20 protein-coding genes and 1 pseudogene are annotated in these 15414 nt (G+C 58.9%); 7 read left to right on the top strand and 14 right to left on the bottom strand.

Going from position 1 to position 15414, the window contains the following annotated elements:
* Nucleotides 1-117: 117 nt before the first annotated feature.
* Nucleotides 118-549 carry a winged helix-turn-helix transcriptional regulator gene (locus tag FB593_RS24685; RefSeq protein ID WP_145167171.1) on the bottom strand — a complete coding sequence of 144 codons (432 nt, stop codon included), beginning with the start codon at nt 547-549 and terminating at the stop codon, nt 118-120.
* A gap of 127 nt (nt 550-676) precedes the next feature.
* Between FB593_RS24685 and FB593_RS24690 the strand changes: the two genes are divergently transcribed.
* The 3 genes and pseudogenes from FB593_RS24690 (at nt 677) to FB593_RS24700 (ending at nt 2716) form a co-directional block, all read left to right on the top strand.
* Nucleotides 677-973 carry a YciI family protein gene (locus FB593_RS24690; RefSeq protein WP_003519127.1) on the top strand — a complete coding sequence of 99 codons (297 nt, stop codon included), beginning with the start codon at nt 677-679 and terminating at the stop codon, nt 971-973.
* A 69-nt stretch (nt 974-1042) separates the two neighbouring features.
* Nucleotides 1043-1822, top strand: coding sequence for an SDR family NAD(P)-dependent oxidoreductase (locus FB593_RS24695; protein WP_003519125.1), 780 nt, complete (start codon nt 1043-1045; stop codon nt 1820-1822).
* Between the two features lie 79 nt (nt 1823-1901).
* Nucleotides 1902-2716: pseudogene (locus tag FB593_RS24700) on the top strand (oxidoreductase).
* Nucleotides 2717-3064: 348 nt separating this feature from the next.
* On the opposite strand, the gene FB593_RS27730 reads toward FB593_RS24700, so the two are convergent.
* Together FB593_RS27730 and FB593_RS27735 are read right to left on the bottom strand one after the other, a co-directional pair.
* Nucleotides 3065-3286, bottom strand: a complete 222-nt coding sequence (locus tag FB593_RS27730) for a hypothetical protein (protein WP_210246044.1) — start codon at nt 3284-3286, stop codon at nt 3065-3067.
* A 237-nt stretch (nt 3287-3523) separates the two neighbouring features.
* Complete coding sequence (locus tag FB593_RS27735) at nt 3524-3748, bottom strand: NAD(P)-binding domain-containing protein (protein WP_210246045.1); 225 nt, start codon at nt 3746-3748, stop codon at nt 3524-3526.
* 256 nt (nt 3749-4004) lie between these two features.
* On the opposite strand from FB593_RS27735, the gene FB593_RS24710 reads away from it, so the two are divergent.
* Nucleotides 4005-4316 (top strand): helix-turn-helix domain-containing protein, encoded by a 312-nt coding sequence (locus tag FB593_RS24710; protein ID WP_145167172.1) that lies wholly within the window; start codon nt 4005-4007, stop codon nt 4314-4316.
* The gene (locus FB593_RS24715) at nt 4309-5562 is read left to right on the top strand and encodes a type II toxin-antitoxin system HipA family toxin (protein ID WP_145167196.1); all 1254 of its coding nucleotides are present in this window, start codon (nt 4309-4311) and stop codon (nt 5560-5562) included. The genes FB593_RS24710 and FB593_RS24715 overlap by 8 nt, the downstream gene beginning before the upstream one ends.
* Before the next feature lie 128 nt (nt 5563-5690).
* On the opposite strand, the gene FB593_RS24720 is transcribed toward FB593_RS24715, so the two are convergent.
* A complete protein-coding gene (locus tag FB593_RS24720; protein WP_145167173.1) occupies nt 5691-6083 on the bottom strand; it encodes a winged helix-turn-helix transcriptional regulator in 393 nt (130 codons plus the stop codon).
* Nucleotides 6084-6164: 81 nt separating this feature from the next.
* On the opposite strand from FB593_RS24720, the gene FB593_RS24725 reads away from it, so the two are divergent.
* On the top strand, nt 6165-6896 hold the full coding sequence (locus FB593_RS24725) for an SDR family NAD(P)-dependent oxidoreductase (RefSeq protein ID WP_145167174.1): 732 nt from the start codon (nt 6165-6167) through the stop codon (nt 6894-6896).
* Between the two features lie 131 nt (nt 6897-7027).
* On the opposite strand, the gene FB593_RS27945 is transcribed toward FB593_RS24725, so the two are convergent.
* Nucleotides 7028-7495, bottom strand: coding sequence for an alpha/beta fold hydrolase (locus FB593_RS27945; protein WP_414896268.1), 468 nt, complete (start codon nt 7493-7495; stop codon nt 7028-7030).
* Here FB593_RS27945 and FB593_RS27950 point away from each other — a divergent pair.
* Nucleotides 7486-7593 carry a hypothetical protein gene (locus tag FB593_RS27950; protein ID WP_321186320.1) on the top strand — a complete coding sequence of 36 codons (108 nt, stop codon included), beginning with the start codon at nt 7486-7488 and terminating at the stop codon, nt 7591-7593. The two genes, FB593_RS27945 and FB593_RS27950, sit on opposite strands and share 10 nt — an antisense overlap.
* Before the next feature lie 51 nt (nt 7594-7644).
* Here FB593_RS27950 and FB593_RS24735 read toward each other — a convergent pair whose 3' ends face one another.
* The 9 genes from FB593_RS24735 to FB593_RS24775 form a co-directional block, all read right to left on the bottom strand.
* Nucleotides 7645-8658, bottom strand: coding sequence for a nucleotidyl transferase AbiEii/AbiGii toxin family protein (locus FB593_RS24735; protein ID WP_145167175.1), 1014 nt, complete (start codon nt 8656-8658; stop codon nt 7645-7647).
* On the bottom strand, nt 8651-9244 hold the full coding sequence (locus FB593_RS24740; RefSeq protein ID WP_038496305.1) for a DUF6088 family protein: 594 nt from the start codon (nt 9242-9244) through the stop codon (nt 8651-8653). The genes FB593_RS24735 and FB593_RS24740 overlap by 8 nt, the downstream gene beginning before the upstream one ends.
* Before the next feature lie 192 nt (nt 9245-9436).
* Nucleotides 9437-10261, bottom strand: a complete 825-nt coding sequence (locus FB593_RS24745) for a Pnap_2097 family protein (RefSeq protein ID WP_321186321.1) — start codon at nt 10259-10261, stop codon at nt 9437-9439.
* On the bottom strand, nt 10258-11514 hold the full coding sequence (locus tag FB593_RS24750; RefSeq protein ID WP_145167176.1) for an MSMEG_0569 family flavin-dependent oxidoreductase: 1257 nt from the start codon (nt 11512-11514) through the stop codon (nt 10258-10260). Before FB593_RS24750 ends, FB593_RS24745 begins: the two co-directional genes overlap by 4 nt.
* An 11-nt stretch (nt 11515-11525) precedes the next feature.
* Nucleotides 11526-11804 (bottom strand): MSMEG_0570 family nitrogen starvation response protein, encoded by a 279-nt coding sequence (locus tag FB593_RS24755; protein WP_038496314.1) that lies wholly within the window; start codon nt 11802-11804, stop codon nt 11526-11528.
* A complete protein-coding gene (locus FB593_RS24760) occupies nt 11797-12768 on the bottom strand; it encodes a sll0787 family AIR synthase-like protein (protein ID WP_145167177.1) in 972 nt (323 codons plus the stop codon). Before FB593_RS24760 ends, FB593_RS24755 begins: the two co-directional genes overlap by 8 nt.
* Complete coding sequence (locus FB593_RS24765) at nt 12768-13307, bottom strand: MSMEG_0567/Sll0786 family nitrogen starvation N-acetyltransferase (protein WP_145167178.1); 540 nt, start codon at nt 13305-13307, stop codon at nt 12768-12770. Before FB593_RS24765 ends, FB593_RS24760 begins: the two co-directional genes overlap by 1 nt.
* Nucleotides 13304-14422 (bottom strand): MSMEG_0568 family radical SAM protein, encoded by a 1119-nt coding sequence (locus FB593_RS24770; RefSeq protein ID WP_003519070.1) that lies wholly within the window; start codon nt 14420-14422, stop codon nt 13304-13306. Before FB593_RS24770 ends, FB593_RS24765 begins: the two co-directional genes overlap by 4 nt.
* Nucleotides 14415-15404: a Nit6803 family nitrilase gene (locus tag FB593_RS24775; RefSeq protein ID WP_145167179.1), complete on the bottom strand. Its 990-nt coding sequence runs from the start codon at nt 15402-15404 to the stop codon at nt 14415-14417. Before FB593_RS24775 ends, FB593_RS24770 begins: the two co-directional genes overlap by 8 nt.
* Between the last annotated feature and the right edge of the window lie 10 nt (nt 15405-15414).

The raw sequence follows: 15414 nt of genomic DNA on the forward strand, positions 1-15414 counted from the left end.
CGCAGCCCTCGTGTCCACGATACTGCTCTCGACCGACGTGCTTGTGAGGGCCGCCGTGCGCTCAACCAAGCGGTGACATGCGGAAACACCAAGTGAAAAGATCGCCATAGATCGACGTCAGCCAGGCATCACGATCTTGATGGGACGCGTCCCGATGAGTTCGCCCGTGGTTCTATCGATCATCACCGGCTCGATTTCCGTGCCCAAGCCTTCATCGAAGAAGCGGGTGAACTCGCCACCGCCGCGATGCTTTCCGCCCCAGGCCGCTAGCGCGAAAAGGACCGGGAAAAAGTCCCGCCCTGCATCGGTGAGGACATACTCGTCGCGAGGTGGGCGTTCCGAGTAGCGGCGCTTTTCGAGAAGTCCTTCTTCCGTCATGGCAGCCAAACGTGTCGCCAGCGGTGTCGGCGCAATTCCGAGGTTTTTGCGAAACTCGTCGAACCGCGTGGACCCGGCGTGGGCGTCGCGCATGATCAGCATGCTCCATGCATCGCCTACGAGAGCAAGGCTCCGGGCAATGAGGCATGGCTGGTTCGAAAGATTTTTCATGTGGATCTCATTTTGATAGTGACTTACTCCTAAAATGATAGTAACCCTTTATCCATCGACATTCCAGCGTAAATTTCTGTTGGCCGTCGAAAACAGCCAGTGCCCAGTCCCCATCAGGAAGACGACGATGAAGTTCTATCTCTGCAAATACATACCCCCGCGCCCGGATTTCCTCGCCACGATGACGACCGACGAAAAGACCTGGATGGGCCAGCACGGCACTTATCTCGACAGGCTTCTCGGGGAAGGTAAAATCGTGGCGCACGGGCCTGTCATGGACCCCGCTGGCGGTTACGGCGTCTCGCTTTATCAGATTGAAGACGACGAAAATATCGAGGCGCTGACCTCGCTTGACCCGATCGTGCAAAACGGCGCTGGCCACTACGAGCATTATCCCATGCTTCACATCAAGCATCGCGGCTGAGCCCGCAAACCCCATGTCTCCTCATGCCACCAATTATCGGCCGTCACGCGACCGACGGAAGGAACCTCTATGACCATCGCACTCATTACCGGAGCGTCCAGCGGTATCGGCGCCGTCTACGCACGACGGCTAGCCGCTCGGGGACATGACCTCGTTCTCGTCGCCCGGGCGACCGATCGCCTCGAAACGCTGGCCGCCGAACTTAGCCTGGCATATGGCATCGCCGTCGAGAACATCACGGCCGACCTTACAGACCCGACGCAACTCGGCACGGTCGCCGAACGCTTGAAGGCAGAGCCGTCTATCGACATTCTCGTCAACAACGCCGGGGCAGGATTGCTCGGCGGATTCACGTCGGCCGATCCTGCGGCGATGGAAACACTGCTTCGTCTCAACGTCGTCGCTCCGACGCTACTGGCTTCCGCGGTAATCGCGGGCATGGTGGAGCGGGGCAGCGGGTCGATCGTCAACATCGCCTCGGTGCTGGCGCTTTTACCCGAATATTCCCACGGCATCTATGCCGCCACCAAGTCCTATGTGCTGACCATGTCGCAGAGCCTAGCCGCAGAAGTCTCTTCCAAGGGCGTATACGTCCAGGCTGTCCTGCCCGCCGCGACACGTACGGAAATCTTCGAGCGGGCAGGAGGTGACATCAACCGTGTCCAGAACCTGATGGAAGTGGAAGACCTCGTCGACGCGGCGCTGATCGGGTTTGACCGGAAGGAGCTGGTGACGATCCCGCCCGTGCCCGACGTCGCCGCATGGGATGCCTTCGAGCAGGCGCGTGGCGTCTTGGCCGCAGGCTTTAGCAACTCCGAACCCGCCGCGCGATACCGCTCCAACTCATGACACTTCGACCTCGCGGGGACCCCTTGCAACTCCCGCGCCATCAACACCGCCCTGTATCGGGCGAACGAAAGGAATTGAAATGAACACGAACAATCGTAGCGTCGCCGTCGTCACTGGCGCGGCATCCGGGATCGGTCTTGCCGCGGCCAAGGCTCTGGTGTCGGCCGGCTACCAGGTCTTTGGAACAAGTCGGAAGGCGAGGACGGGGACGGTCGCGGGGATCACGATGCTTGAATGCGACGTGACCGACAGCGCTTCGGTGGCTGCAATGGTCGCCGAAGTCGTCAGCCGCACTGGCCGTATCGACATCTTCGTTAACAACGCGGGCGGGGCCCTCATCGGTGGCGCCGAGGAATCATCCGTTGAACAGGCGCAGGCTATTTTCGATCTCAACGTCTTCGGGATCGTCCGGACGACTAACGAGGTCCTACCGATCATGCGCAGGCAGCGTAGCGGGCGCATCATAAACATCAGTTCGGTGGTTGGCTTCATTCCCAGGCCGTTCAGCGCGCTTTACACCGCCACGAAACATGCCGTCGAGGTTACTCGGAGTCTCTCGATCACGAAGTCAGATCGCTCGGTATCAGGGTCCTCCTGGTCGAGCCTGCCTTTACGAACACGGCGCTTGACCACAACGCGAAACAGCCCGACCGCATGACGAGCGTCTACGATGCGGGCCGCAAGACAACGGAAGCCGTGTGGAACAGTGCCATCAAGGCAGGCGATGCGCCGGAGCTTGTCGCGGAAGCCGTCGTGAAGGCGGCGACAGTAAAGTCGCCGAAGTTGCGCTACCCCGCCACCAAGGCGGCGCGGCAACTGCATTTCCTGCGACGCTTCGTACCCGCAAGCGCGTTCGACAAGAGCCTGCGCAAGCAGATGAAGCTGCCTGCCTGACGACGGTGGCACTCGGGAAGACGCCTCCTGACGATGGAAACGTCTTCAACTCAGCGACGATAGTGGATATCCGAGGGCGTTGTGGGCAGCGAGATCTGTCGGTTGATCCATGGCTATCGGCGGAACTGGGCCGGGTTGCTATGAGCGAAGCCGCATAAGCAGAAGTTGATGGAGCGTTTTCGCCGGGGTAGTCGGTCCCGCCTTCCGCGATGCGGCGCTTCTCTAATCGGCGGGTTGAGGTCAAGCGCTTTCGCGCTTACTTAAAGCGAAACGAGTTCGAGCAAAGTCCAATTTCGCCCATATCGGACAAAGAGTGCACCTAACATTTTCACTCCGAAGATCGCGAATTCAAGTGGCGGCCTCTTCGTTGAGCCGCCCCTTGTCGGGCTGTCGCCTCCACGACCCCTCTGGGGGTTCCTTATCCCGTTCCGCCGCAGCGAGTGCCGCAATGACACCGTCCTTGTCGAGCGGGATGCAGTAAGCGGGCTTGGCCCGCTCAAAACGCCAGCTATCAGCGAGGGGGCCGACGTCTACAGTATCGAACCCGAAGTCCGCTTGTAGGGTGGTCACAATCACCTTGTTGGCGGCATCGTCACCCCCAATCGGCAAGGCACACTTGGCTCTGTTTGGAAGTGCAACAGGATCGAGGAGGTCTTCTCCAGAATGGCCTTGAACGCCTTGATGATCGTCGCCGCTTGGAAATGGTTTGCGATCAGTTGCGACGTTTTCGTCTCGCGCCGGTCGAGCGCATCGATACTTCCATCCCTATCCGGGTAGTACTTGTTCGCATCGATGACGATCTTGCCATCAAGGAACTGCGGTGCAAGCTGCGAACGGCAGTGTGAGAACCATCACATCGCTGGACGAGGGCACGTCGGATACAACAGCGGCCTGACAACCAATTTCGGCCGCTGCCTCGCGCAGGGGTTCTGGTCCGCGCGAATTGTTGAGCGTCGCGGTATGTCCGTTCGCGACTGCAAGCCGGGCCAGTGCCTTACTGATGTGCTCGGCCCCGATGAAGCCAATCCTCATGCCTTGTCTTCCTGCTAGGCAGGCATGTTGCCAGGCGGATAGGAGCGGACTTTTAAACAAGGGTGTATTGCGGGGGTGCTTCCAGTTTCCGCGCCCAGATTGCCTAACGTCCTATCGGTAGAGGAAACAAAATTGATCTGTAAGAAGATCTTTTAGTCTGATATGATCCCTATTAGCGGCATTTAGTTTGACTGAGCAGATGCTGTGAGATACGTAAACATATCATACTGAGAAAGATGAATTGTTAAGGTATCATATGAAGTCGGATTCGGAGGCTCTTCAGGCGATAGGGCGGCTGCTCAAGACATCACGCAAGGCTTTGGGCCTCACACAGGAGAAGGTTGCGGATATGGCGGGTCTATCGCGTCCGCGGTACCGCGAGATTGAGGCCGGAGCCAGCGCTGCCCGTACGACCACACTGATCAACATCGGTCGTGCGCTTGGTCTGGAACTGATGCTCATCCCGCAGGCGATGGTCCCGGCGGTTGAAGCTTTGCTGCAGCCAGGTGGCGCCGAAGATGACCTTCCTGCTTTCATCGCCAGTCCTGATGGTGATGGCAATGTCTGATGCGCCTCTTGATCCAAGATCTGTAACCTCGCTGGACGTGCTGCTGAATGACCTGAAGGTAGGCATGATCGTGAGGACGCCGGGAGACTTCAACGCGTTCAGCTTTGAGGAGAGCTATCGACAGACGGGTGGTTTCCCAGTGCTCAGTCTGTCATTTCGCGCGGCACATGGGGGGTTGCGGAAGGACCCGAAGCCTGTCGCGAGGGCTTTGCCACCGTTCTTTGCGAACCTTCTTCCAGAGGATAAACTGCGCGAGGCGATGGAGAAGCACCATTCAGGTAGCGTGCGGGCAGGAAATGATTTCGATTTGCTTGCAGCACTCGGATCGGATCTGCCGGGGGCTGTCCGAATTGTGCCGAGCGAAGGCACCGTTGTTCGTAATGAGGGTTTGACACCCCCGAGACCAAAGGCCCGGTTTTCGCTCGCCGGTGTGCAGATGAAACTTTCTGTCATCAAGAACACAGGAAAGGGTGGCGGTCTGACGATCCCCTTAGGCGACGAGCAGGGTTCATATATCGCCAAATTTCCATCGACATCATTCCCCGCTGTCCCGGAAAACGAACTTGCAAATCTCGCATTGGCCGAAGCGATTGGAATGGAAGTGCCGGAACGCGAGCTCGTGGAGCAATCGCAGTTCGAGGGTATTCCGGCGGAGTTTGAGACGCTGTCCGACGGCAAAGTACTTCTCGTCAAACGTTTCGATCGGGTAGCCGGTGGTGAGCGCGTCCATATCGAAGATTTCGCTCAGGTATTCGGCGTCTATCCTTCTCGAAAATATGAGGGTGCCGCCTATCATGATATCGCTGTGGCTCTTGGGGTCGCCGTTTCCTCAGCGGCAGCCCTCGAGTTCGTCCGACGACTGGCTTTGGCTGTGCTGACAGGAAATGGCGACATGCACCTCAAGAATTGGTCGCTGATTTATCATGGGAAGGGCGACAAGCCTGCACTCGCCCCAGTCTATGATGTGCTATCGACCGTCCCATACATTCCGTCGGATGCCATGGCACTGTCGCTGGCCGGTGAAAGGCCGTTCAAGGCAATGAACACCCAGCGATGGAAAGTCTTCGCTCATCGTGCGCGAATGCCGGAAGCCGCTGTGCTGAAGGCTGTTATGGAGACGGTGGAGCGCGTCAACCAGTCTTGGTGGTCTCTGCCTGAACGAGCTGTTCTCCCCAATAAAGTATTGGAACGGGTTGATGCCCACATCAAGCTGATGTCGCCGATCCTCGGGACCTGCGCGGATTAGCAATTGGCGTTTCTGCGTAAAGCGTTAGCAGTTTCGTGGCTCACCAATGCCGATAGGGTCGCTGGTTCGAATCCCGTCAAGGCAGAGGCTACGGAAGCTTCGCGCAGGAAGCGGACAAAGGAATGCCGTCAGCGACGATCTCCAGTGGTGTCATAGCTCCGCGTGGCGGCCTCGACCTTGCCGCCGTTGGCCTCTGCCCATAAGCATAAAGCTTCGAACGGCTCCCGTAGTGAATGGCCTAGTGGAGTAATTGCATATTCCACGCCAATCGGCTGCGTCGGGAGTACCGTTCTCGTGACAAGACCGTTCCGCTCAAGTCTCTTCAGGGCATCGGCCAGAGCCTTGTGCGTGATCCCATCGAGACGCCGCTTGAGTTCGTTGAAACGCGCAGGTCTCGGACAGATTACTGTCAGGATCAAGATGGTCCATTTATCAGCGATCTTGTCGAGCACCGGGCGAACCTGCGCCATGTCGCAAAGCGCACGATGAGAGAGGGCGTCCAGGTCAGTATACTCGTCCATATCTAGGCTATTCCAGGTGCGTAATTGATATCAGGTTTACGACATATATCATGACGAGACCATTTAGTGAAAGGATTTACGATGGCTCGAATGAATAACAAAGCGGCCTTGGTTGTCGGGGGCGCAAAGGGTATCGGCCTGGCGATTGCTGAACGTCTCTCTGCCGAAGGCGCAAACGTCTTCATCACCAGTCGTAGAGGTGAAGATGCTGAACAGGCCGCCAAAGGCATCGGCAATGGCGCGGTTGGTATTACTGCTGACGCCAGCACTCCGGAAGACATGGTGGTTGCTGTCGGAAAAGTCCGAGAAGGATACGGTCGTATCGACGCGCTTGTTTTGAATGCAGGTCTTTCCGAGCCTTCTCAGATCGCCGAGATTACGCCGGAGCACTTCGACCGCCACTTCGACATCAACGTCCGGGGGATGGTGTTCGGCCTCCAGGCAGCGCTCCCCGCGATGAGAAAAGGCGGCTCAGTCGTCCTCATCGGGTCCATAGCCGGGAACGCGGGCTATGCGGCTTATGGAACCTACTGCGCAACCAAAGCAGCTGTCCGATCCTATGCCAGAACCTGGACGGCAGAACTCGCACCCAAAGGTATTCGGATCAACGTCGTTGCACCCGGCCCAACGGATACGGATATGATGGCCGCTGTCGCGGAAGACACACGCGCGGCAATTGTCGCTCCGATTCCAATGGGTCGTATGGCACGGCCTTCGGAAGTGGCTGCAGCCGCCCTGTTCTTGTTGAGCGATGATGCGAGCTACATCGCCGGCGCGGAACTGTGCGTTGACGGCGGCTTGCGGCAAGTCTAGGGAGCCACCGAAACGCTGTACCCGATCTTAAGTAGGTCGGGTACAGCAACACGCGCTCGGTAACAGGGACTTTAAATCAAAGCCGTTCTACACCGTGGTTTGCCTGTCGTCACTGTACCGAACTGACAGCCTCAAAGAATGACATCCGCGGTTCCCTGCGGGTGGGACATGTAGACCATATGACTTGACTTCACTTCCGTCACCCTCGTGTCCGTGCGCTGATACATCCACCGCAGAAAGTCGGGTGAGAGGACCTTGTCTTCGGTGGTCACGATGCCGAACGAAGGCTTGTCATGCCAGGCAGCATTCTGGAACCGCATCTGGAATGTATCCACCCGCATCGGTTTGGCCGACGCAGCCATGAAATCGGTGACGTCGCGCGGAAGGTACGCGCCGATCATCTCATGATAGCTCGCTGGATTGGGAACGAACCTCTTATCATCAAGTATCTTCGAATCGATGCCCATGGGAAAGCGGCTGCTGATCTCCGCCAGACTTTCGCCCTTATCGGGTTGAAGGGCAGCGACGTATACTATCTGACGGATTGGCGTCTTGCGCTGGGCAGGTGCAACTGCGTTCAGGCCGGAGCGTGAAAACAGTTGCCGCTGCTGTCGGGTTTGGTAGCGCCGAGGCCTTTTCCAGATCGTTTACGCATAAATACGGCTATCCACCGAGCCAAGAGAGGATAGCGCCTTAGCGCGCCAGCGCCAAAACACTGCGCGCTTTGCCAGCACCAGCGACGCCTCAATCAGCCGCCAGCATTGGCCTTATCTTGAATTTTCTCGCATCGAGCGAGGAGTTCATCGAAAGTCTCGGCCTCATCGAGAAGAAGGCCGTCTTCAAGCATCCGGGCGTAGTCCTGTTCGAGAGCTGCCTTTCCTTCGCCGGAAGGAGTAAGCCGCAGCCCACCGTCCACGGCCGCTTCATAGTCGATCGGCGTTCTATCGGCCGCTTTCTCGGCGAAAAACATGGATTTGTGTTGCGCCACCGATTTGGTTGGGTCGCGAGCAGCGATTGCGCTGTTGGTGATGCCGATATCGTCAAGACGAACGATATCGTGCCAGTGGCGTGAAAAGCGCTCCCCGCGCAGCCGTTCCTGCAGGCAGAAGACGTGGATCGCCGTCGCCTTTTCCCAGAAGGTGCGTTCGGCATGCATGACCCGAGGTTTCGCGGTGGGAAATTCGATGCCATCCACAAGGCCTGCAGCATCGCATGCAATGTCGCGAACGCTTGCCGGTTCTCCCGTAGATCGAGCCCCGAACTCCAGCATGACGCTTGGAGCGACGTAGCCGGATCCGCCGGCAACTGCTTCATAGTCGATGAAGAGCTTGTCGGCCTCGACACGGACGATGGCCGGAAGCGACTGTGCGTTGATCGCATCGACAATGAGTGGGCTGACAGTCTCATATACCCAGACGGGCAAACGTTTGCGGACTTCGCTCGTCCAGCGCTTTTCCTCGCTTCTGGTTTTCGGTAACGCCTCATCATTCTCGCCCACGAGATCATGAGCGAGCTCACGAATATCGTAGGTCAGGTCGACATCCTCCGAAAACCTGCGGATGGCCTTGTATGCTTTAGAGAGGGACGTGCCACCTTTGAAAACGAGGTGCTCGCCGAGCGTCGTCCCATAGAGGGTCTGCAGAGCCCAGACGACCCATGCGTCCTTTTCCAGGAGGTGTATCGGACGCCCGACTTTCTCCGCGGCGATCGCAAGAACGTCTCTCCGATCGTCTCGGGAGAGTTGCAAAAACTGTTCAGCCATAAGCGGCCTTTCCTACACTGCGGGCAAGCCAGCTGGGAAACTGAGGGGCGGCGGCAACGAGTTCGCCGAACGCCTCGGCGGAAAGCGTCCGCTTGATGCTCGGAAGTGCTTCTTCGGCCTTTTCCGGACCAAGCCAGGCCAGCGCGCGCACAGCTAGGCCGGCAGGCTTGTTCCCCAGGGCGAGTTGCCAGCGTGGTACATGCTTCAACTCGACCGTCTGGCCGCCGACAGTCATGGTTCTGCTGCGGCCGGATGTAAAAAAGACGGACCGGATCGGCACCTGAGTGGACAGTCCCAGCGAGTTTGCAGCGGCAGCACCATTCGAAACGATCACCTCACCACGCTGGTGCGCAACAGCTTCTACGGCCTGCTCGACCGTCGGCGGTCGGATTCCGAAGCGGCTTTTGATCGCCTTCAGATAGACCCCACGACCTGCCCGAACGAGCTCGCCGCGTTCATGCAGACGTGACAATGCTTGGTCTACCGCCGCACGGTTTCCCAGATGCAGGAAGACCTTCGCCGAAAGCGCCGTTCCTTCGGGCAGCTGTTCCGCATGGGCCATGATCTGTGTTGTCAGTCGTAGCATGGTCATTCTCCTGTCAGAAATATATGCAGTTTTCTGACAGTTTGCAATGAAAGACCCTCCAGCCGCAGTCGTTAGAAGAAAATATCAATATATCAGTCGGTTGGGACTTTACGGCTGCGGGTCGTAGGTGCAGATCCTTTTCAAGGCGAGATGTTGCCCGCTTGCTACCCGGCCTTCGAGGGGAAGGTCGATCTATCTGTTGTGACGAAAACGGACCCGCATCAGAGCGAGTGGTCTTTCGTCCGAGCCGAACAGAGCGACATCATGACCCAACGGTAGCCTTCGAAAACTAATATCTGTCCACTCTCCCGGCTCCACATTGCCAAGATAGATTACATGTCGTGACGCAAGCATACCGATCTGCGTCTCGCCCGCTTGAAACAACGCTCGATCTGCCAAAGCGCTGAAGCTTGGGAAATAGAGAAGGCCGGCAGCATTGAAATCCGTCGCCGGGCACGGGAGAACACGCTGCCTTTCCGGCAGGCTGGCACGCATGAAGGCTTGGTTACGGATGTCGCGCGCTACGACTGACGAATGCTCCGCAACGCGGCGAATTGCGAGAGGGGCCTCTGGCGGCATCGCCAGCGCTCGTGGGCTCCGGCGGACGACCGAGCGATTAACGCCCGGTTCTGTGCGCCCTACGAACATCGAGACTAAAACCATCCGCCCCACCTCGACGCCATCTGCGCTGATTGTGAGAAGGGACGATAAGCGCCCATGACCGACGCGGTAGAGGTCTGCAGATAGGGTCAACTGCCCGCCGAGACGAGGTAGCTCGGGCCTTGCGAGTTTGACGCTGGTTGCGCAGAAAGCCGCATAAAGCGGCTCGCCATCTGAGCAGGTAAAGACAGCCTCCCGCTGCCCCATGGCTCGTGCGATGAGCTGCCAGTGCAAATCGCCGGCCCGTCGCTTCAACCATTGCTCCGACAGGCCGCGATAGCCCATTTCCGCCATTCCGAGGACATGTCTTTCTTCAAGACCGGACGTCTGAGAGCGTGAGACAGTAAGGGTGCTCATGCCGCCAGCTTGTTCTTCTGATGGCCAACGATCTGCTCGCACAGATAGCGACTGTCCTCATCAATGCCCAGAAAGCGTCCAGATCCCCAGGTGTTCAGCCACCCAAGACCGATGAAGTACAGGCCGGGCACTTTAGTGACCCCGCGATTGAAAAGCGGTTTGCCGCGTTCGTCGAGACAATCGACCTTCAGCCAGGAATAATCAGGCCGGAATCCGATCGCCCAGATGATCGACGTTACGCCTGCCTCCGCCAGATCAACTTCGGTGATTTCTTGAGCGGGGCGCCAGACCTTTTCAAACGGGGGCTCCTCTGGAACCTCGATTGCCTGCGCGGCGATCCAGGCGTCGATCTGTTTGCGAATGCCCAGATAGCTCCGGTCAGCGTCATCGAGGTTCTTTTCGAGGTCCGGCAGGAACGTCATCATTGTGCCCGAAGCACCCGCGACAGATCCGTATAGGCGCACGCCCTCCAGCGCATATTTGCGCAGATCGATCTCCTTCCCGCCATCGCGCCCGGACATGTAATGGTTTGTCTGGGTCAAGGCTTTGATCGGATCTGGATGTCGATCGATCGTGACCGCGTAGGTGCCGGCTTCGTACAGCCAGTCGGTTGCGTCCCGACCTCGGTATTTGCGCGGGCTGCGCGGGGCCGGACCGACAGCGAGGTGAACGGGCCGACCCTCAAGATGAAAATCGTCCATAATCTGAACGCCGGATTGCCCTGTTCCCACAATCAGTGTCCCGCCGTCCGGTAGTTGAGAGGGGCGCCGGTAATCGCGCGAATGCATCTGCAGAATGGAGGGATCCAGATCGCCTGCGTAGGGAGGCACAATAGGGTTGTCGTAACCTCCCGTTGCAACAACCACCTGGTCTGCGGTCATGTTGCCGGAGCTGGTCTCGACTGAGTAACCACCACCGTCGCGAGGCGAGACATGCGTGACGTCCACGCCTTCGCGCAGAGGTGGGCTGAAGCTTTCTGCAAAGCCATCCAGATAGTCTACGATTTCATTCTTAAGCATGAAGCCGTAAGGATCCGCGCCTTTATAGTGCCAGCCGGGCAACCGGCACTGCCAATTCGGCGTGACCAGGCAGAAGCTGTCCCAGCGATTATTGCGCCAACTCTCGAACCGTTGATGGCGCTCAAGAATGACATGCTCGATACCTTCCTGCATGAGATACCAACTGACCGAAAGGCCAGCCTGGCCGCCTCCGATGATGAGAACTGGTGTGTGTGGTACGGTGTCGTCGGTCATAACAAACCCTTTCATGACATCGAGAGACAGGTGACTTGAGAATCGGCAGGCTGGTTGTTGGCCGTGGCTTCGATCTGTGCGAGCTGATCGAGTGCTGAGGAGCAGGCGAAGCCGAATTTCGCTGCGACGCGGTCCGATGCCTCGTTCAGACCGGTGCGGGCACGTTCGACAAATTCGGTCAGGGGATAGGTGCATCCGGCTTCGAGATGGCGCGTAATGGCGGTCGAAGGCGAGTAGCAGCTCTCCTCCGTCCCATCAGGCCATCGAATGGTGAAGCGTACTTCAGGCATGGGCGATCTCCTTTGCGAGCGCGATGTAGGGGGCTGCCGCGTAGTCCCAGAACGATGCCCGGGTGCCATCGCTCGTTAGATCGATCCGAGAGCTGTCTGTTGCATGACCGATGGCAGCTGCGCTGATGCCGCGCGCCGCAAACACGCCGCAGACCTCGTCTGCCAGTTCCGGCCGGACCGAAAGGAGAAAGCCGAAGCTCGGAAAGCTGCGCAGCCAGCGGTCGACTGCAACACCTTCCGGAAGCGGGATGTCAGCCAACTCGATCTCGAAACCGCAACGGGAAGATTCCGCCAGCATAAGTGCCGTGCCTACGATCCCGCCTTGGCTGATGTCCTTTCCGGCATCGACAAGACCTGCATCAGCCAACTCCGGCAGAAGCTCATAGTCGCCGCGCAATCTCTCGTGAGGTGCATCGAGGGCCGCGCACCAGTTATCGAAGCGTGGCCGGTATTGTCCCCGATGATCGATCGCGGCAATGAGTGCATCCCCTGGCATAGCTGCAAAGCTCGAGATAAGCCGGTTCGCGCGACCCGTGACGGAGACTGCAAGATTGAGTTCGGGGCTGCGTAGATTGGTGTGCCCGCCGACGATCGGCACGCCGTAGGCCATGGCTGCATCCCTTAGGCCGCTAAGCAGGGGCTCGGCAGACGCCGCGTCCGGTGCCCAAACGGCATCGAGCAGCGCGGTCGCACGCCCTCCCATGGCTGCGATGTCCGAGAGGTTCACCATCACGCCGCACCACCCGGCGAACCACGGATCGTCTTGCACGAACTGCGGCATAAAACCTTCCCCTGCCAGCAAATCCCAAGTGCCGTCCAGGGCTGGAATTGCCGCGGCGTCGTCGCCAGGCATTCCAGGTGTTCCGGAGGATAGCGAAAGCGCACGTGTCGTCGCCGCGATGTCGAGTTTGCTGCGAATAGACGGGTGGGCTGCCAGTGCTGCCGCCAAGGCATAAAGGTCCATCATGACCTCCGCGCTCTGGCGGACCAACCGACGGTCGGGTCGAATGTCGGGGGATAGTGCGAGAGGGAGGCCAGCATGTGCATGTGGCGCACGCCATGCAGGTCGATTTCTCCTTGCGGCTCCCAATGCAGGCGCCGAAATAGGGGTACATTCTGAAGCTGGACATGGGCGTGAAACTCACTGCACCCGAGGCCATTCGCGGTACTCACCGCAAGCCGGATCAGCTCCGCACCCAACCTTCCGACCTTGCGATATGCGGGATCGACCGCAAGGCGCGATCCCCACCAGATGCGGGGTGCTGGTTCATGGATCCTGACAGTGCCCACGACCTCCGCAGGCTCGGCCGCCAATGTGGAGATTGCCACAAGCGGGATCGCTGTCTTGTCGATTTCGTCGCGGTCATCGCCGACAAAAATGCGCTGCTCGTCGACAAACACTCGGTAACGGAGACGAGATACACCCTGAAATTCCCAAGGCTCGGATGCTGCCCGGATCAGGAACTCCGGGCTTATGAAGGCGGAGTGATCCATCAGGCTCATGCGGGGATCCTCAGTTTCTCATAGGTCGAGAGGGCGGAACAGGCGCCGCACTTGCCGCAGCCCGCCTTGATGTCGGACGCCTTCAGCCCACCGTCGATGACGATCTGAGACAAGGGCGAGAGAATGGAGGCCATGAAATCGGCCTTTGGTGCGGGATGGCTCTCGAGGGGTGTGCCGGAGATGGGCACGAAGGGGACGACGAACGGATAGACGCCCATGGCCACAAGCCGCGTCGACATGTTGAGGATTGCTTCACGCGTATCACCCAGTCCCGCGAGGATATAGGTGGAGACCTGTCCTCGCCCGAACACCTTGACTGCAGCCTCGAAGCTGGAGAAGTATTTTTCAAGCGGAACGCTGGCTTTGCCCGGCATGATCCGCTCCCGAACCTCCGGCGTCACCGCTTCGAGGTGCATTCCCAACGCATCCGCGCCAGCAACCTTCATCCGCTCGTGCCATGCGTCGTCTTCCGGAGGCTCGCACTGAACCTGTATGGGAAGATCCACGACCGCCTTCACGGCGCGGGCACTCTCCGCCAGCACGGCGGCGCCACGATCTTTGCCCGGCGGGGTGCCGGTGGTCATCACCATGTGCTTGACGCCATCCAGTTCGACGGCCGCCTTCGCCACTTCCGCAAGCTGTGCTGGCGTCTTGTGCGCGACGGTCCGACCGGCTGCCAAGCTTTGGCCGATCGAACAGAACTGACAGGTCTTCTTGCGGCTTTCGTAACGGATGCAGGTTTGCAGGATTGTGGTTGCAAGCACGTCACGAGAATGAAGAACCGCGATCTTGTTGTAGGGGATGCCATCACTCGTCGTCAGATCGTAAAATCGCGGACGATTGGGGAACCGAATTCGTGCGATTTCGGAGCCTTCCCTGGTGATGCGCGCCCGGCCGTCGGCATCAGGTGCCTCCACCAGATAGGGGCTGTCGAATGCAGGTGCGGTATGGACCGGCACCATGACGGTTGTATCGCCGAAATTGACTGCCTTATGATCTGAGGGGCCTGCGCCGCCGCGCCTACTCTCGTGGCCAGCGCGCGGATCGACGAGGCGCATTCCACGTGTCTGGAGATCGTTGATGAGTTCCGGATCTATGGATTGTAATTCACGCATCCTGAGCCTCCTCAAATGGCTTGCTTTGCTCTGCGTTGGAAAAATCGTCTGAAAGGCCGATCTGCTCGCGTGGGCGTGCAGGCCTCGTGTCATGGACAAGGTGCAGCAGTTCGGGCCGTGCGTAGTGTCCGACCGAATCCATCATCCGCTTGCGCTTGGTAATGAGCCGCATGTCCAGATCGCCTATCAGGATGCCTTCGCCGGAGGTCAGCGGCGGCACGACATGGCGGCCTTCAGGCGTAATGATGCAGGTCATGCAGCCATCGCGCAGACCCTTCTGCAAGGCGGGATCCAGATGAATGGAGGCGATCTGCTCTTCGCTCAGCCAGCCGGTGGCATTGACGACGAAACAACCTGATTCCAGCGCGTGGTGGCGCATGGTGACTTCGATCTGCTCGCCGAATATTGGGCCCACAAGTGAGCCTGGGAAATGAGAAGCGTGAATTTCCTCATGCTGGGCCATCAACGTATAGCGTGCGAGAGGATTGTAATGCTCCCAGCAAGCCAGGGCGCCCACGCGACCGACGGCAGTATCAACGACCTTCAGGCCGGCGCCGTCCCCTTGGCCCCAGATCATCCGCTCGTGATAGGTCGGCGTGATCTTGCGGCGCTTGAGTTTCAGGCTGCCATCCGCGTCGAAGATGAGTTGGGTATTGTAGAGGGAGCCGTGGTCGCGTTCGTTCACGCCAAGGACGACGACTGCATTGCGCTTGCGCGCGGCGTCAGCGACAGCCCGTGTTTCCGCAGATGGCACCGTGACCGCTTCCTCATAAAGCCGCAGGTGCTCCGGACCCTGCTGAACAGGTGGCAGAACGAAGCTGAAATAGGGATACCAGGGCACGAACGTCTCGGGAAATACGATCAGCTCCGCGCCTTTGTCTGCGGCTTCGGCGATCGCATTCAGGACCCGCTCGACAGTGCCGGCGCGCGAGGTTAGGTCGGGCGCGATCTGGACGGCGGCGGCACGTACTGTTTTGGGCATGACTGGCTCC

It is taken from the genome of Rhizobium sp. SJZ105, assembly GCF_007828365.1.
Lineage (GTDB): Bacteria > Pseudomonadota > Alphaproteobacteria > Rhizobiales > Rhizobiaceae > Agrobacterium > Agrobacterium tumefaciens.

Coding starts and splice junctions, on each gene's coding strand:
- FB593_RS24685 (WP_145167171.1), bottom strand. CDS start 549: ATGAAAAATCTTTCGAACCAGCCATGCCTCATTGCCCGGAGCCTTGCT.
- FB593_RS24690 (WP_003519127.1), top strand. CDS start 677: ATGAAGTTCTATCTCTGCAAATACATACCCCCGCGCCCGGATTTCCTC.
- FB593_RS24695 (WP_003519125.1), top strand. CDS start 1,043: ATGACCATCGCACTCATTACCGGAGCGTCCAGCGGTATCGGCGCCGTC.
- FB593_RS27735 (WP_210246045.1), bottom strand. CDS start 3,748: ATGAGGATTGGCTTCATCGGGGCCGAGCACATCAGTAAGGCACTGGCC.
- FB593_RS24710 (WP_145167172.1), top strand. CDS start 4,005: ATGAAGTCGGATTCGGAGGCTCTTCAGGCGATAGGGCGGCTGCTCAAG.
- FB593_RS24715 (WP_145167196.1), top strand. CDS start 4,309: ATGTCTGATGCGCCTCTTGATCCAAGATCTGTAACCTCGCTGGACGTG.
- FB593_RS24720 (WP_145167173.1), bottom strand. CDS start 6,083: ATGGACGAGTATACTGACCTGGACGCCCTCTCTCATCGTGCGCTTTGC.
- FB593_RS24725 (WP_145167174.1), top strand. CDS start 6,165: ATGGCTCGAATGAATAACAAAGCGGCCTTGGTTGTCGGGGGCGCAAAG.
- FB593_RS24735 (WP_145167175.1), bottom strand. CDS start 8,658: ATGGCTGAACAGTTTTTGCAACTCTCCCGAGACGATCGGAGAGACGTT.
- FB593_RS24740 (WP_038496305.1), bottom strand. CDS start 9,244: ATGCTACGACTGACAACACAGATCATGGCCCATGCGGAACAGCTGCCC.
- FB593_RS24745 (WP_321186321.1), bottom strand. CDS start 10,261: ATGAGCACCCTTACTGTCTCACGCTCTCAGACGTCCGGTCTTGAAGAA.
- FB593_RS24750 (WP_145167176.1), bottom strand. CDS start 11,514: ATGACCGACGACACCGTACCACACACACCAGTTCTCATCATCGGAGGC.
- FB593_RS24755 (WP_038496314.1), bottom strand. CDS start 11,804: ATGCCTGAAGTACGCTTCACCATTCGATGGCCTGATGGGACGGAGGAG.
- FB593_RS24760 (WP_145167177.1), bottom strand. CDS start 12,768: ATGGACCTTTATGCCTTGGCGGCAGCACTGGCAGCCCACCCGTCTATT.
- FB593_RS24765 (WP_145167178.1), bottom strand. CDS start 13,307: ATGAGCCTGATGGATCACTCCGCCTTCATAAGCCCGGAGTTCCTGATC.
- FB593_RS24770 (WP_003519070.1), bottom strand. CDS start 14,422: ATGCGTGAATTACAATCCATAGATCCGGAACTCATCAACGATCTCCAG.
- FB593_RS24775 (WP_145167179.1), bottom strand. CDS start 15,404: ATGCCCAAAACAGTACGTGCCGCCGCCGTCCAGATCGCGCCCGACCTA.